Here is a 14659-nt window from a genome sequence, read left to right as displayed (position 1 = left end):
ATGACCTTCTTCATGCTGACCTCTCCCGATCATCCGACAAACGAGAGAAATCCCAACACGAACTCGATCTAGTAACAAGCCCTGACACACAAATGTCCGGATTTGGACAAACCTGGCGGTCAGTCTCCCAGGATGGCGTCGACGAACACCTCCGGATCGAAGGGAGCCAGGTCGTCGGGGCCCTCGCCCAGGCCGACCAGCTTGACCGGGACACCGAGCTCACGCTGCACCGAGATGACGATGCCGCCCTTGGCGGTGCCGTCCAGCTTGGTCAGGGCGATGCCGGTCACGTTGACCACCTCGGCGAACACCTGGGCCTGGCGCATGCCGTTCTGCCCGGTGGTCGCGTCGAGGACCAGCAGCACCTCATCGACCGTGGCCTTCTTCTCGATGACCCGCTTGACCTTGCCCAGCTCGTCCATCAGCCCGGTCTTCGTGTGCAGGCGACCGGCCGTGTCGATGATGACGGTGTCCACCTTGTCCTCGATGCCCTTGGCCACCGCGTCGAACGCCACGGACGCGGGGTCGCCGCCCTCGGGACCGCGCACGGTCGCGGCGCCGACCCGGTCGCCCCACGTCTGGAGCTGGTCGGTCGCGGCCGCCCGGAACGTGTCGGCCGCGCCGAGCACGACCTTCTTGCCGTCGCCGACCAGCACCCGGGCCAGCTTGCCCGACGTGGTGGTCTTGCCGGTGCCGTTGACGCCCACCACGAGGACGACCGCCGGGCGCTCGCCGTGAGCCTCCGTACGCAGGGCCCGGTCGAGATCCGGCGAGACCTGGGTGAGCAGCTCCTCCCTGAGCAGCTTGCGCACCTCGTCGGGGCTGCGCGTGCCGAGCACCTTGACCTTCGTACGCAGGTCCTCCACCATCGCGCGGGTGGTGGACACGCCGATGTCGGCGGTGATCAGCGTCTCCTCGATCTCGTCCCACACATCGTCGTCGAGACGGTCCCGGGACAGCAGTTCGAGCAGACCGCGGCCGAGCACGTTCTGGGATCGGGCCAACCTGCTGCGCAGCCGTACCATCCGGCCCGCGGACGGCAGCGGGATCTCGATCTCCGGAGCCTTGAGCAGTTCCTCGACCGGAGCGACCGGCGGAGGAGGCAGCGTCGTCGTCGCACCGCCCTCCGCTTCGCCCAGGCCCGCCTTGGCGGGTTCCTCAAGCGTGGGCGCGGGCGGCTCCGGCGGCGCCTCCACGGGCGGGAGTCCCTTGCCCTTGGGCCGGAGCAGCAGGAACACGCTCCCCACCGCCAGGACGGCGATGGAGATCACCATCACGATTATGCCTACGTATGCGTCCACACCATGCAGTTTCCCAGACGAGCCGCCATGCTCTCGTCATCGCACCCAGCGTGCCTCGCCGCGTCCGCACCGGATGTGCCACCGCACGGCGGGAGCCGATCAGTCTCGCAGCCGCTGGCTCACGACCTGGGTGACGCCGTCACCCCGCATCGACACGCCGTACAACGCGTCGGCGATCTCCATCGTGCGTTTCTGGTGCGTGATCACGATGAGCTGGGAGCTCTGCCGCAGCTCCTCGAAAAGGGTCAGCAGGCGCTGGGTGTTGGTGTCGTCAAGGGCCGCCTCGACCTCGTCCATCACGTAGAACGGCGACGGACGCGCCTTGAAGATGGAGATGAGGAAGGCCACCGCCGTCAGCGACCGCTCTCCGCCGGACAGCAGGGACAGCCGCTTGACCTTCTTACCCGGGGGCCGGGCCTCCACCTCCACCCCCGTGGTGAGCATGTCGCTCGGGTCGGTCAGCATCAGCCGCCCCTCGCCTCCGGGGAACACCCGCTGGAAGATCTGCGCGAACTCCCGCGCCACGTCCTCGTAGGCCGCGGCGAACACCTGCTCGACCCGCTCGTCGACCTCCTTCACGACGAGCAGGAGATCCTTACGGGTCTTCTTGAGGTCCTCCAGCTGGGAGGTGAGGAACGCGTGCCGTTCCTCCAGCGCGGCGAACTCCTCCAGCGCGAGCGGGTTGACCTTGCCGAGCTGGGCCATCTGCCGCTCGGCCGTCCTGGCCCGCTTCTCCTGCTCCGCACGGACGTACGGCACCGGCGGCTCGCCCGGCACCGGGACATCCGGTCCGTATTCGGCGAGCAGCGGTTCGACCTCGAGGCCGAACTCCTCCATCGCCCGCTGCTCCATCTGCTCCAGCCGCAGCCGCCGCTCCGTCCTGGCCATCTCGCTGCCGTGCACCCGGTTGACCAGGGAGTCCAGCTCGGCGCCGAGCTCGCGCACGCGCAGCCGCACCGCCTTGAGCTCGGCGTCGATCTCTCCGCGCGCCCGCTCCGCATCGTCGCGCTCTCCGGCCGCCGCGGCCAGGGAGTTCTCCAGAGCCAGCAGCGCGGTCCGGGCGCCCTCGACCACGGCGGCGGCGGTCCGGGCCTGCGCCCGGCGGCGCGCCCGCTCGGCCGCCGCGTTGGCACGCTCCTCACGCTCCCGCCGGGCGGCGCGCAGCAGCCCTTCCGCGCGGCCGGCGATGCCCCTGACCCGTTCCTCGGCGGTGCGTACGGTGAGCCTGGCCTCCATCTCGGCCTGTCGGGCGACCCCGCAGGTCGCGGCCAGCTCGTCCCTCACGTCGGTGGTCGGCTCGACCTCCGGCTCGGCCGCGTACTCCTCCTCGGCGAGCCGCTCCTCCAGCTCCACGACGCCCGCCTGAGCCGCCTCCCCCGCCTCCTCGGCGTCCCGTACGGCCCTGGCCAGCCGGGCGGCCTCGTCCTGCGCGGCCTTGACGGCGGCCTCCAGGCGGGCGAGATGCTTGGCCGCGTCGGCCGCCTTCCTGTCCGCGTCCCGCTGCCTGCCGCGCAGGCCGTCGAGCACGGCCTGGGCGGCGTTCAGTCCGCTCTGGGCGCTGTTGACGCCGTTCTGGGCGGCGCTCACACCGCTGCTCGCCTCGGCCACCCCGGCCTGGGCCGCCTCGACCGCGAGCCGGCACTCCTCCTCCGCTGCCACGGCCTCGGCCAGCGCCTCCGCGTGCCCATCGGCGGCCGCCCGCGCCGCGGCCAGCTCGGCCGCCGCCTCGTCCAGCGCGCGGCGCATCTGCAGTGCCGAGGTCTCGCCGGCCGAGCCGCCGCGTGCCGCATGCGCGCCGAGCACGTCACCGGCCCGGGTGACCGCCCTCAGCTCGGGCCTCAGGTCCACGACCTTGCGGGCCGTGAGCAGGTCGGGGACGACGACCACGTCCGCCAGAAGGGCCTCGATCGACGGGCGGAGTCCCTCGGGCGCGCTCACCAGGTCGGCCGCCCAGTCGGCGCCCGCGACCGGTGGTTCCGCCGTCCGCCGCGTGCCTCCCTCCACGTCGGCCGCGATGAGGAGGGCCGAGCGGCCGCCGCCGCAGTCGCGGAGATGCTCGACCGCGGTCACTGCCGCCGTCAGCGAGGCCACCGCCACACCGTCGACCGCGAGCACCGCCGCGAGTGCCGTCTCCGCCCCGGACTCGACCGTCAGCAGGGCCGCGATCGGGCCGAGCACTCCGGGCAGGCCGGCGCCGAGCAGCGTGGCGGCTCCGTCGGCCCCGCCCGCGAGGCTCATCTCCAGCGCCTCGCACCGTGCCTGCAGGGCGGCCACCGTCCGCTGCGACTCCTGGTCGGCGGCGCGTGCCGTGGCGACGGCCTTGCCGGCGGCGGCCATCGCCTCGCGGGGCGCGGCCAGCGCCGCGCGCGCCTCGTCCACCACCGCCTCCGCCTGCGCCGCCACGGCCCTGGCCTCCTCGACGGCGGCCCGGGCGAGGTCGACGCCCTCCTCGGCCGCGGCCAGCTCGGCGGCCAGTTCGGGGTCGGCGGCCGGTTCGCTCAGCTCCTGCGCGTCGTGCTCCGCCTGCGCACGCTCGGCGCGCTGCCGGGCCTCGTCGAGGGCCTTGGCGAGCCGCCCGACCTCCTCGGTCGCGGCGCGGGCGCGGCTGCGGGCCGACTCGACCTGGCCCCGGAGCCGGGCGAGGGCCTCGCGCCGGTCGGCGGCGGCCCGCGCCGCCGCGGCCAGCCGCCGTTCCTCGGCGGCCAGCGCGTCCTCGGCCTCGGCCCGGATCTCCACGGCCGCCGCCAGCCGCTCGCGCGCCTCCTCCAGCTCCTCCGACAGCGCCCGCTCCTGCTCGCTGACCTCGGCAGCCTCCCGCTCCAGGTCCTCGGGGTCGCGTCCCCTGCGCTCGATCGAGGCCGCGTCCGCCGCGTGCCGCTGCCGTTCGGCCGCGAGGCTCTCCACGCCGCGCAGCCGCTCCCGCAGGGCCGACAGCCGGTAGAACGTCTCCTGCGCCGCCTTCAGACGCGGCTGGGCCTCGTTCTCCGCGACCTCCAGCTCGGCCTCCCGCCGCTGCGCCTCGGACAGCTCGGTCTCGACGCGGGAGCGCCGGGCCTGTACGGCAGCCTCGTCGGCCTCCTCCCGCCGCAGCGTGTCGCGCAGGGTCACCACGTCGTCGGCGAGCAGGCGCAGGCGTGCGTCCCGCAGGTCGGCCTGGATCACCGCGGCCTTCCTGGCGATCTCCGCCTGGCGGCCGAGCGGCTTGAGCTGACGACGCAACTCGGCGACGAGGTCCTGGACGCGCGTCAGGTTCGCCTGCATCGCGTCGAGCTTGCGAAGCGCCTTCTCCTTGCGCTTGCGGTGCTTGAGTACGCCCGCCGCCTCCTCGATGAACGCCCTGCGGTCCTCCGGGCCGGCGTGCAGCACCTGGTCGAGCTGGCCCTGACCGACGATGACGTGCATCTCCCGGCCGATGCCGGAGTCGGACAGCAGTTCCTGGATGTCGAGCAGACGGCAGGTGTCGCCGTTGATGGCGTATTCGCTCTGGCCGGACCGGAACATCAGCCGGCTGATCGTCACCTCGGTGTAGTCGATGGGGAGCGCACCGTCGGTGTTGTCGATGGTCAGCGTGACCTCGGCCCGGCCGAGCGGCGGCCGGCTCGAGGTGCCGGCGAAGATGACGTCCTCCATCTTGCCGCCGCGCAGCGACTTGGCGCTGTGCTCGCCCATCACCCAGGCGAGGGCGTCGACGACGTTGGACTTGCCGGAGCCGTTGGGGCCCACCACGCAGGTGATGCCGGGCTCGAACCGCAGGGTGGTCGCGGAGGCGAAGGATTTGAAGCCGCGCAGGGTCAGGGTCTTCAGATACAACCTGTGCCGCCCCCTCCCCTCGCCACGGCGTTCTGGGGAAGACTATCGCCCCCTCCGCCGCGAAACATGGCATACGCCTGGCGAGCCCGGCCCTCGTCCCGTCTCGTACGGACGGCCGGAGCAGGAAATCGGCGGCCATCGGGCGGGTGCACAGGGATGCCACACGGGCGGTTCCGTGCGGAAAAAAGATGACGAAAGGGCGGAAGCGGAGGCCGGAAATGGCAAGGGACGCCTTTGCGGGGCGTCCCTACAATCCGTGTTTCCCAATCCCTCGCCGGTTCTCAGGTGAGAACCGGCTCGCGATCCTGCAGCCGGGCCAGGGCTTCGTCACGAGCTTGCGCCGCGAGCGCGTCGTTCTGCGCCTGGAGCCGGGTAAGTTCTGCCTCCAGATCACGGACGCGCTGCTGGAGACGGCGCATTTCCGAGATCATCCGAGGGTCAGGACCGCCGACGTGGCCGAGTAGAGCCTTCGCCATAGTAAAGGGTCCTCCACGCTGAGTGACCAGACTGGTTCGCGCACTTCTATACCGCGGGAGGGGTGCGCGTGGTTCCTCTCAAGAGTCGCACCGGCAATGGAGTCGGTCAAGTTGAACGCTCCGCACAGACGGCCGGTGGGCACTCTCGACAGGTAAATATACCTGATTTGGGGGGTTTGAGGGAAGGCCTACCTCTCTACAAACCCGGCCATACTTCCCTTAGCGACGCTCCATCGCTCGACTACCCCCTCCACCTGGCCGGGCGTGTCTCCGCCACGTAACGCCTCGAGAAGCTTCTCGCACGATTCCCGGGGACCTTCGGCCACGACCTCGACTCTCCCGTCGACGAGGTTCGCGGCCCACCCGGACAGCCCGAGCTCGAGCGCCCTGGCCCGGGTCCACCAGCGGAACCCGACGCCCTGCACCCGTCCCCGGACCCATGCGGTCAGCCGAATCATGGTTACCAGTATCCAAACCGGTCGCGCGCGCCGCACGCCGGGGTCCTCCCGAGCGCCGGCGAGGCCCGCCCGGAGGACCACGGCTTCCACCGGGCGCTCTTCCGCGCCTTGGAGAAATTCCGATTGTGTGAGAAATCTCCCACGAATGAACCCGCCATCGTTATGGACGGGCGTTCCTGGGTCGAGGCTGACATTTCGGACAGCTGTAGGACGACCTGTTCATGAACGCCTCCCGCCTGATCGGCGCCCCACAGCGGGGGCAGGGCCGATCCTGCCTGCCGTACACGGCGAGCGACCGGTCGAAGTAGCCGCTCTCACCGTTGACGTTGACGTACAGGCTGTCGAACGAGGTGCCGCCCTGCGCCAGCGCCTCGGTCATCACCGCACGGACCGCCGACAGCAGCTCGGCGATCTTGGGACGGGTCAGCGTCTCGGTGGGCCTGGCCCAATGCAGACGTGCCCGCCACAGCGCCTCGTCCGCGTAGATGTTGCCCACCCCGCTGATCAACGACTGGTCCAGCAGCGCCCGCTTCAGTCCGGTACGGCGCAGCCGTAACCTGGCCGCGAACTCCTCGTCGTCGAACGCGCCCTCCAGCGGGTCGGGCGCGATGTGCGCGATCGGCTCGGGCACCGGGCGCGGCAGCCGTACGGCCATGGGCGCGACCAGCAGATGGCCGAAGGTGCGCTGGTCGACGAAGCGCAGCTCCGGGCCGCCGTCCGTGAACGAAAGCCGCACCCGCAGGTGCTTCTCCATCGGTGCGAGGGGATCCACGACCAGGAGCTGACCGCTCATGCCCAGGTGGGCGATGAGCGCCTCCTCCGCGCCTTCGGCATGCGGGCCTTCGGCCCGCCCGTCGTCGCTCCGCAGGTCGTCGCGCAGCGGCAGCCACAGGTACTTGCCGCGGCGCTCGACGGATTCGACCGTCCGGCCCTTGAGCCGGTCGGGCAGGCTGCCGTCGTTCCTGCGGACGGCGCGCGGGTGCAGGACCTCGGCCGATGCGACGGTCCGGCCGGCCACCCAGCGTTCGAGTCCCCGCCGGACGACCTCGACCTCGGGCAGTTCGGGCATCCGTCAGCCCTGTCCGATCTCCGCGGCCTCCTTGGCCTCGCGCATCGCGCGGATCGCGGTCCAGGCGGCCTCGGCGGCCTGCTGCTCGGCCTCCTTCTTGCTGCGCCCGGCGCCCTTGCCGTACTCCCTGCCGCCGACGCGCACCGTGGCCACGAACGACTTGGCGTGGTCGGGGCCGCTCTCGTCGACGTGGTACTCGGGCACTCCGAGCGCCTCGGCGGCGGTCAGCTCCTGCAGGGACGTCTTCCAGTCGAGCCCGGCGCCGAGCGAGGCCGACCGCTTGATGAGCGCGTCGAAGAGCAGGTGGACGACCCGGAACGCCTCGTCCAGGCCCTTGTCGACGTAGACCGTCCCGATCAGCGCCTCCAGCGTGTCGGCCAGGATCGACGACTTGTCGCGCCCGCCCGTGCCCTCCTCGCCCCGGCCGAGCCGCAGATACTTGCCCAGGTCGAGCGTCCTCGCGACGTCGGCCAGCGCCCGCATGTTGACGACCGCGGCACGGAGCTTGGCGAGCTGCCCCTCGGGCAGGTCGGGATGGTTGCGAAACAGCGTGTCGGTGACGACGAGGCCGAGGACCGAGTCGCCCAGGAACTCCAGGCGCTCGTTCGTCGGCAGCCCGCCGTTCTCGTACGCGTACGAGCGATGCGTCAGCGCCCGCTCGAGGATGTCCGTGCTGAGCCGGACGTCGAGTACCTGCTCCAGCTCGTCTCTGGCGACCTCCACGGCCACCGGCTTACCGCCCGATGCTGCGCCCACCGGTCTCACTCCCTACTCGTCCCGCGGCAGGGCCCAGTCGAGCACGGCGGGCAGATGGATCGTCGGGAGAGCCCGAAGGCGTGGTGGACGCCGGGCCACCGGTTCACCGATCAATCGGTTCACGGGGCCCCGGCGTCCACCACGGCCGCGGGCACGTTCCGAAATTCCCCTCCGTCCGGCCACCGACCGCGTGCGCGTGTGTGGAAGCCCTACTGCAAGTGCTACAAAACTCTGAAAGCAAGGTAGCGCCGACCGGGTCGTTCGACGATCCGGCCGGCGCCCCCTGTACGCCTGTTTTCGCTGTACGCCTGACTGCCCCACGCCTACGGCCGATCAGGCCGACGGCTCGACCACCTGGCGGCGGTTGTAGGTGCCACAGGTCGGGCAGGCCGTGTGCGGGCGCCTGGGCGAGTGACACTGCGGGCAGTTCACGAGCGCGACGGCGGCAGCCTTCCACTGAGACCTGCGGTGGCGGGTGTTGCTCCGCGACATCTTCCGCTTGGGGACGGCCACGTCAACCCTCCTGATCGTCTTCGTTGTCCAGTTCCAAACCCTGCAGCGTCGCCCAGCGTGAGTCGATCTTCTCGTGCCGGTGGTCTGGGCCGGCCTCGGCCAGCCTGACGCCGCACTCCACACAGAGCCCGGGGCAGTCATCCTCACATACCGGGCTCAGCGGCAGCGCGAGCACCACCGCGTCACGGAATACCGGCTCGAGATCGAGCAACTCGCCGTCGAGGAACAGATCGTCCTCGCCGCCCGCGCCTCCATCGGGAAACACGGCCTCCGCCGAGTAGAAGTAGAGCTCCTGGAAGTCGACCTCGGTCTGCGAGGCCAACGGTTCCAGGCAGCGCGAGCATTCGCCGCTGAGCGGAGCCCGCGCCGTGCCCGTCACGAGCACGCCCTCCATCACCGCCTCGAGCCGGATGTCCAGCTCGACGTCGGCGTCCTTGGGAACGCCGATCATTCCGACCGCGAGGTCCGCCGGTGCCGGGAGCGTCGGGTTGAGCCTGCGCATGGACCCCGGCCGGCGACCCAGGTCGTGGGTTGAGAGCACCCAAGGGGCCCGGGGATCGAGGCTGTGCGCAGTCATCCTGTTCTCGCGTTAGGCATGGCGAATCACCGCCGTCGTGCAAGGCTGAGAAGCAAGAATACCAGCCCCGGCCCTCTCGCCCGCACGGCTCAACCCCTGAGCCGTTCGACGAGCAGCTCGCGCACGAGGTCGGGGACCAGCCCGGACACGTCCCCGCCGTACCGCGCGATCTCCTTCAGCCGGCTCGACGACAGGAAGGAGTACTCGGGGTTGGTGGACATGAACAGCGTCTCCACGCCGGACATCCGATAGTTGAGCTGGGCCATCTGCAACTCGTAGTCGAAGTCGCTGACCGCGCGCAGGCCCTTCACGATGGTCGGGATCTCCTGCCTGCGGCAGAAGTCGACCAGGAGACCGTGGAACTTCTCCACGCGGACGTTTCCGTACTCCTTGGTCACCGCTTCCAGCATTCGGATGCGTTCCCCGACGTCGAACAGCCCCTGCTTCTCGACGTTGACCCCGACGGCCACGACGACCTCGTCGTACAGTCGTGACGTACGACCGATGATGTCAAGATGTCCGTTGGTCACTGGGTCGAACGACCCCGGGCAGACGACGCGACGCAAGGCGCACCCCCAGTTTCACGGGTTCCTGGCTGCTGCGCGACCGTACCAAACGGCCGCTTCTCCGTATCGTCGGACCCTGCCTTCCTCGAACCCTTGTGGCCACACCAGGTCCTTACCCCTGGACTCACGTTCCACCGCGACGAGTGCGCCGTCCGCCAGCCAGCCGTTGTCCCGCAGCGCCTCCAGCACCCTGGCGACCACGTCGTCGGCGACGGAGTAGGGCGGGTCGGCGAAGACGAAGTCGTACGGATCCTCACACGGCCTGCTCACCACCCGCTCGGCCTTCTCCTGCCGGAGCACCGCGCCCGGCAGGCCGAGCGCCGCGATGTTCTCCCTGATCGTGCGTACGGCTCTCGCGTCCGACTCCACGAGCAGCGCGTGCGCCGCTCCCCTGCTGAGGCCTTCCAGGCCCACGGCGCCCGATCCCGCGTACAGATCGAGGACTCTGGCCCCGTCGAGCGGGCCGAGCACCGAGCCGACCGTGGCGAACAGCGCCTCCCTCGTCCGGTCGCTCGTCGGCCGCGTCCCCCTCCCCGGGGGCACGGCGAGCCTGCGGCCTCCTGCGATCCCTGCGATCACCCGCGTCACCCGTTCATTGTGCCGTGATCCGGTGTGGGACGCGCCGCAGGTCAAGAGTGGGCAAGCGACGGCGAGGAATACGTAAGTGCGGTATCGCGCGGCCGCCCCCGTCAGCATGATGAGTTCTGCGGCCTTCAACGTGACCCAGGGGAAGGTCGGCCGACGTGAACGTGAGCCCTTCCGCACGTCGGCGCCCTCGGCACCTGACCCGGGGGTGGGCCCGGCCGGGGACGGCATTCGGGGGGAGGCCGTCCCAAGGTCGGGCCCTGGGTCATTTCACGGCGTTCTACTCGCCCGTTCCGTTCACCCGCGCCGTCGACGGAATTCTGCTCACGCCGTTCTTTTCGCACCGTTCTGTTCGCGCCTTTCGCGGCTGTTCGCGCCTTTCGTGCGCCGCCTTTTTGGAAACCGATGGCCGTTCGCGGGTCGTCACGCCCGCGGGTCACGTCTTCTCGAGGAACTCCGCCTGCTCGCCCGCCACCAGCGCGTCGAGCTCGGCGCGCAGCGCGGGCCAGGCGGCCAGCTCGGGATCGGCGCCCAGCACCGCGACGGCCTCGGACCGCGCCGACTCGATGACGTCCTCGTCCTCGAGGAGCCGCAGCATCTTCAGCGAGGACCTGCGGCCGGACTGCGCCACCCCGAGGACGTCGCCCTCCCGGCGCTGCTCCAGGTCCACCCGGGACAGCTCGAAGCCGTCCAGGGTCGCCGCCACAGCGTCGAGCCGCCGGCGCGCCTGGGTGCCCTCCGGCGCCTCGGTCACGAGCAGGCACAGTCCGGGCAGCCCGCCCCGGCCCACCCGGCCGCGGAGCTGGTGGAGCTGGCTGACGCCGAACCGGTCGGCATCCATGATCACCATGGCGGACGCGTTCGGCACGTCGACGCCGACCTCGATGACCGTGGTCGCGACCAGCACGTCCACCTCTCCCCGGGCGAAGCCACCCATCACCGCGTCCTTGTCCTCCGGTGCGAGCTTGCCGTGCAGCACCTCGACCCGCAGCCCCCGCAGGGCACCCTCGGTGAGGCTCTCCGCGACATCGAGCACCGCCAACGGCGGCCGGCGCTCCCCCTCTGCCCCGTCGGTGCGCTCGTCCTTCGCGATGTCGCCCTCGTCGCCCTCCTGGTCGCCGATCCTGGGGCACACGACGTACGCCTGCCGGCCCAGGCCGACCTCCTCACGCACCCGCTCCCAGGCCCGGTCGAGGAAGTGCGGCTTCTCCGCCGCCGGGACGACGTGCGTCGTGATCGGGGCGCGGCCCGCCGGGAGCTGGGCCAGCGTGGACACCTCCAGGTCGCCGAAGACGGTCATCGCGACCGTGCGCGGGATCGGGGTGGCGGTCATCACCAGGATGTGGGGCCGGCCGCCCCCGCCCTTCTCCCGCAGCGCGTCACGCTGCTCGACCCCGAACCTGTGCTGCTCGTCCACGACCACCAGGCCGAGATCGGCGAACTGGACGTGCTCCTGCAGCAGGGCGTGGGTGCCGATCACTATCCCGGCCGCGCCGGAGGCCACATCGAGCAGGGCGGCCCTGCGCGCGGCCGCGCCCATCGACCCGGTGAGCAGGGCCACGCCCGTCCCGCCGAACATGCCGCCGGTGCCGAGGTCGCCGAGCATCTTCCTGATCGACCGGTGGTGCTGCTGGGCCAGCACCTCGGTCGGGGCGAGCAGCACGGCCTGGCCGCCGGAGTCGGCCACCTGGAGCATGGCGCGCAGCGCCACCACGGTCTTGCCCGCGCCGACCTCGCCCTGCAGCAGCCGGTGCATGGGATGGTCCTCGGCCAGATCGGCGGCGATCTCCTCGCCGACCTGCCGCTGCCCCTCGGTGAGCCGGAACGGCAGCCCCCGGTCGAACTCGCTCAGCAGCCCGTCGTCCCGCCGGGGACGGGGCCGGGCCGGGGAGGCCGAGGCGGCCATCCGCCGGCGCACCAGCGCGGCCTGGAGCAGGAACGCCTCGTCGAACTTCAGCCGCCGTCTGGCGCTGTCAATCTCCTCCGGGTCCCTCGGCCGGTGGATCCGGCGCAGCGCCGTCTCGAGGCCGGGCAGCCCGTGGCGGTGCCGTACCTCGTCCGGGATCGGGTCGTCGAGCACGTCGAGGACGTCGAGCACGGTGCGCACGGCCCGGGCGATCTTCCAACTGGCCAGGCCCTGGGCCGAGGGATAGATCGGCACCGGCACGTTCGCGAACTCCTCGGCCGTCGCCTCCGTCTCGTCGAACGACTCGTACTCGGGATGGGTCAGCGACACGCGCCTGGTCCGCGGCGTGCGGAAGACGTTGACCTTGCCGGAGAACATCGCCTCGGCGCCCGGCCTCAGCCGCTGCTCCGCCGCGTGCGACCCCTTGCCGAAGAAGGCGAGGTGCAGCTTGTCCTTGCCGTCGCTCACCTCGACGTCCAGCCACGTGCCCTGCCGGTTCTTCATGGGACGGCGCATCACCGCCGACACGCGGCCGACGACGGTCACGTGGTCGTCGTGCTCCAGCGAGGCGATCGGCGTCAGCTCGCCGCGCCGTGCGTAGCGTCTGGGGTAGTGTCGCAGCAGCTCGCCGACCGTGGAGATGCCCAACGCGGCCTCCAGCGGGGAGGCCGTACGGCCCAGCGCTCGCTTGAGCGGCTCATCGAACCTCGTCACGGCACCCATTACTACCCGGACTCGCCGACATTCCGGCGCACCCAGGCCGCTTCTCCGCACCGGCGCACGCCGTTACGCTCCGATGCGCTAACGTGGGCAGGTACGAGGTTTCCGGGTTGGCCGGGGTCGCCGTTTGGCGTCACCCTCCCGGCATCGGATATTCTTGTTCGGCCAGCCGGTTGTTCCCGGCATTGCTCGGACGAGCCGTTGCAGCGGCGCCGGGCCGATCGACTGAATCGAAGGAGCGATTACCGTGGCCTCCGTCTGCGACGTCTGCGCCAAGAAGCCGATTTTCGGCAACAACATCTCGCACTCGCATCGGCGCACCCGCCGCCGCTGGAACCCCAACATCCAGACCGTGCGTGCGATGGTCAACGGCACGCCGAAGCGTATGAACGTGTGCACCTCCTGCATCAAGGCGGGCAAGGTCTCCCGCTGAGGAGACTCATATCTCGTCCGAGCCCGTCACCGGCGTCCGGTGACGGGCTCTCGCGTGTTCCGGCCGTCGCCGGCCGGCGACCCGACGGCTATCGCCGGCGCCAGGCGTGGTCGACGGGCCCGATGCCGCCGCCCAGGGGGAAGCCACCGGCGATGGCGCCCGTGATGTAGTCCTTGGCCTGCCGTACCGCACCGGGCACGTCCTCGCCCAGGGCGAGGTAGGACGCGATCGCGGAGGCGAGCGTGCAGCCCGTCCCGTGGGTGTGCCGGTTGTCGAGGCGCTCGGCCGTGAAACGATGCGCGGCGGTCCCGTCGGTGAGCAGGTCGACCGGCTCGCCGGGAAGGTGGCCGCCCTTGATGAGCGCCCACTTCGGCCCCAGGGCCAGCACCGCCTCCGCCGCCCGCGGCAGGTCGTCCTCGCCCTCGACCTTCACCCCGGTGAGCTGCTCGACCTCCCACAGGTTGGGGGTGACGACGGTCGCGACCGGCAGCAGGCGGGCCTTGACCGTCTCCACCGCCTCAGGGGCGAGCAGGCTGTCGCCGTGCTTGGAGACCCCGACCGGGTCGACCACCACGGGGACGGACACGCCGGCGAGCACCTCGGCGACGGTCTCCACCAGCACCGTGGACGCCAGCATGCCCGTCTTGATCGCCTGTGCCCCGATGTCGCCGAGCACGGAATCGAGCTGGGCCCGTACGGCCTCCGGCGGAAGCTCCCAGTAGCCCTGGACGCCCAGTGAGTTCTGCGCGGTCACCGCGGCGATCACGCTCATGCCGTGAACGCCAAGGGCCAGCATCGTCTTGAGGTCGGCCTGGATCCCGGCGCCCCCGCCGGAGTCCGAGCCCGCGATCGTCAGCACAAGCGGAGGTGTGGTCATCATGCCCTCATCCTCCCAAAAGGTCAGACACGCCTTCAGAACTCGGGGAGGTTGCCTCACCACGCCTCGCAGTCCCATACCCATCACAGATCACCCTACGGGCGTCCCAGCGACGCTCGGCCTGGTCTTGCGCGCGTGTGTCAGCCCGGCCAACGCCAACGACTGGGATGGTGCGATGGTGCTGCTGTACCACACCGTGCAGCGGTTCCCCGCTGCGGCACCTATGGGCCGACCAGGACTACTGCGGGAGCCGGTTTATCGGCTGGGCGCACGATGTGCTGGGGATGCAGATCGTGGTACGTCGCGACGGCGGCAACCGGCGTACCTGGGCGAAGACAGGTGCGTCCCCGCACGAGCTACCGGCGATCACGGTGGTCCCTCGTCGGTGGATCGTGGAGAGAACGTTCGCCTGACTGGGCCGCTACCGGCGATTATCTAAGAGCGTGTTTGAGAAGGGTTCCTCCGCTGGATGAGCGAGGGTGATGCGCTGCTGACGAGTTGCAGCGCATCCCCGCGTCAGGCGGCGGGTCATGCCGCTGATCGCGGCCCATCGGATCATGGCCTCTGCCGTGGCTGGCTGGCGCTCGTAGTCGCGGGCCAGGCGGCGGTGGC

Annotated in this window: 13 protein-coding genes and 1 pseudogene; 1 reads left to right on the top strand and 13 read right to left on the bottom strand. The window is 70.9% G+C overall.

Annotated elements, in window-relative coordinates:
- Positions 1-119: 119 nt before the first annotated feature.
- The 11 genes from ftsY to recG form a co-directional block, all read right to left on the bottom strand.
- Complete coding sequence (gene ftsY, locus AP234_RS11085; protein ID WP_431998471.1) at positions 120-1274, bottom strand: signal recognition particle-docking protein FtsY; 1155 nt, start codon at positions 1272-1274, stop codon at positions 120-122.
- A gap of 126 nt (positions 1275-1400) precedes the next feature.
- Positions 1401-5111, bottom strand: coding sequence for a chromosome segregation protein SMC (gene smc, locus AP234_RS11080; protein ID WP_055479508.1), 3711 nt, complete (start codon positions 5109-5111; stop codon positions 1401-1403).
- Between the two features lie 281 nt (positions 5112-5392).
- On the bottom strand, positions 5393-5587 hold the full coding sequence (locus tag AP234_RS34850) for a hypothetical protein (RefSeq protein ID WP_083501994.1): 195 nt from the start codon (positions 5585-5587) through the stop codon (positions 5393-5395).
- A gap of 188 nt (positions 5588-5775) precedes the next feature.
- Positions 5776-6045 carry an acylphosphatase gene (locus tag AP234_RS11070; protein WP_055479705.1) on the bottom strand — a complete coding sequence of 90 codons (270 nt, stop codon included), beginning with the start codon at positions 6043-6045 and terminating at the stop codon, positions 5776-5778.
- A gap of 160 nt (positions 6046-6205) precedes the next feature.
- A complete protein-coding gene (gene mutM, locus AP234_RS11065; RefSeq protein WP_055479506.1) occupies positions 6206-7114 on the bottom strand; it encodes a bifunctional DNA-formamidopyrimidine glycosylase/DNA-(apurinic or apyrimidinic site) lyase in 909 nt (302 codons plus the stop codon).
- 3 nt (positions 7115-7117) lie between these two features.
- Positions 7118-7837, bottom strand: coding sequence for a ribonuclease III (gene rnc / locus AP234_RS11060; RefSeq protein WP_235558128.1), 720 nt, complete (start codon positions 7835-7837; stop codon positions 7118-7120).
- A 366-nt stretch (positions 7838-8203) separates the two neighbouring features.
- Positions 8204-8383 (bottom strand): 50S ribosomal protein L32, encoded by a 180-nt coding sequence (gene rpmF / locus AP234_RS11055; RefSeq protein WP_055479504.1) that lies wholly within the window; start codon positions 8381-8383, stop codon positions 8204-8206.
- 1 nt (position 8384) lies between these two features.
- Entirely contained in the window at positions 8385-8960 is a 576-nt protein-coding gene (locus AP234_RS11050) for a YceD family protein (protein ID WP_055479503.1), read from the bottom strand.
- 89 nt (positions 8961-9049) lie between these two features.
- The gene (gene coaD, locus AP234_RS11045) at positions 9050-9526 is read right to left on the bottom strand and encodes a pantetheine-phosphate adenylyltransferase (RefSeq protein WP_055479502.1); all 477 of its coding nucleotides are present in this window, start codon (positions 9524-9526) and stop codon (positions 9050-9052) included.
- Between the two features lie 15 nt (positions 9527-9541).
- Positions 9542-10114, bottom strand: a complete 573-nt coding sequence (gene rsmD, locus AP234_RS11040; RefSeq protein WP_055479501.1) for a 16S rRNA (guanine(966)-N(2))-methyltransferase RsmD — start codon at positions 10112-10114, stop codon at positions 9542-9544.
- 433 nt (positions 10115-10547) lie between these two features.
- Complete coding sequence (gene recG, locus AP234_RS11035; RefSeq protein ID WP_152990355.1) at positions 10548-12731, bottom strand: ATP-dependent DNA helicase RecG; 2184 nt, start codon at positions 12729-12731, stop codon at positions 10548-10550.
- A 253-nt stretch (positions 12732-12984) separates the two neighbouring features.
- On the opposite strand from recG, the gene rpmB reads away from it, so the two are divergent.
- Positions 12985-13170: a 50S ribosomal protein L28 gene (gene rpmB / locus AP234_RS11030; RefSeq protein WP_055479499.1), complete on the top strand. Its 186-nt coding sequence runs from the start codon at positions 12985-12987 to the stop codon at positions 13168-13170.
- A gap of 88 nt (positions 13171-13258) precedes the next feature.
- On the opposite strand, the gene thiD is transcribed toward rpmB, so the two are convergent.
- Positions 13259-14050: a bifunctional hydroxymethylpyrimidine kinase/phosphomethylpyrimidine kinase gene (thiD, locus tag AP234_RS11025; RefSeq protein ID WP_200926405.1), complete on the bottom strand. Its 792-nt coding sequence runs from the start codon at positions 14048-14050 to the stop codon at positions 13259-13261.
- A 418-nt stretch (positions 14051-14468) separates the two neighbouring features.
- Positions 14469-14659, bottom strand: a pseudogene (locus tag AP234_RS38545) (hypothetical protein); the annotation flags it as partial.

It is taken from the genome of Sphaerimonospora mesophila (genome assembly GCF_001417795.1).
Classification (GTDB): Bacteria; Actinomycetota; Actinomycetes; order Streptosporangiales; family Streptosporangiaceae; genus Sphaerimonospora; species Sphaerimonospora mesophila.
The sequence above is the reverse complement of the archived record's forward strand: the minus strand, read 5'-3'. Positions and strand labels throughout refer to the sequence as shown.

What these genes read in the sequence shown, in the direction of transcription:
- ftsY (WP_431998471.1), bottom strand. Translation starts at nt 1,274, where the DNA reads ATGGTGATCTCCATCGCCGTCCTGGCGGTGGGGAGCGTGTTCCTGCTG.
- AP234_RS34850 (WP_083501994.1), bottom strand. Translation starts at nt 5,587, where the DNA reads ATGGCGAAGGCTCTACTCGGCCACGTCGGCGGTCCTGACCCTCGGATG.
- AP234_RS11070 (WP_055479705.1), bottom strand. Translation starts at nt 6,045, where the DNA reads ATGATTCGGCTGACCGCATGGGTCCGGGGACGGGTGCAGGGCGTCGGG.
- mutM (WP_055479506.1), bottom strand. Translation starts at nt 7,114, where the DNA reads ATGCCCGAACTGCCCGAGGTCGAGGTCGTCCGGCGGGGACTCGAACGC.
- AP234_RS11050 (WP_055479503.1), bottom strand. Translation starts at nt 8,960, where the DNA reads ATGACTGCGCACAGCCTCGATCCCCGGGCCCCTTGGGTGCTCTCAACC.
- thiD (WP_200926405.1), bottom strand. Translation starts at nt 14,050, where the DNA reads ATGATGACCACACCTCCGCTTGTGCTGACGATCGCGGGCTCGGACTCC.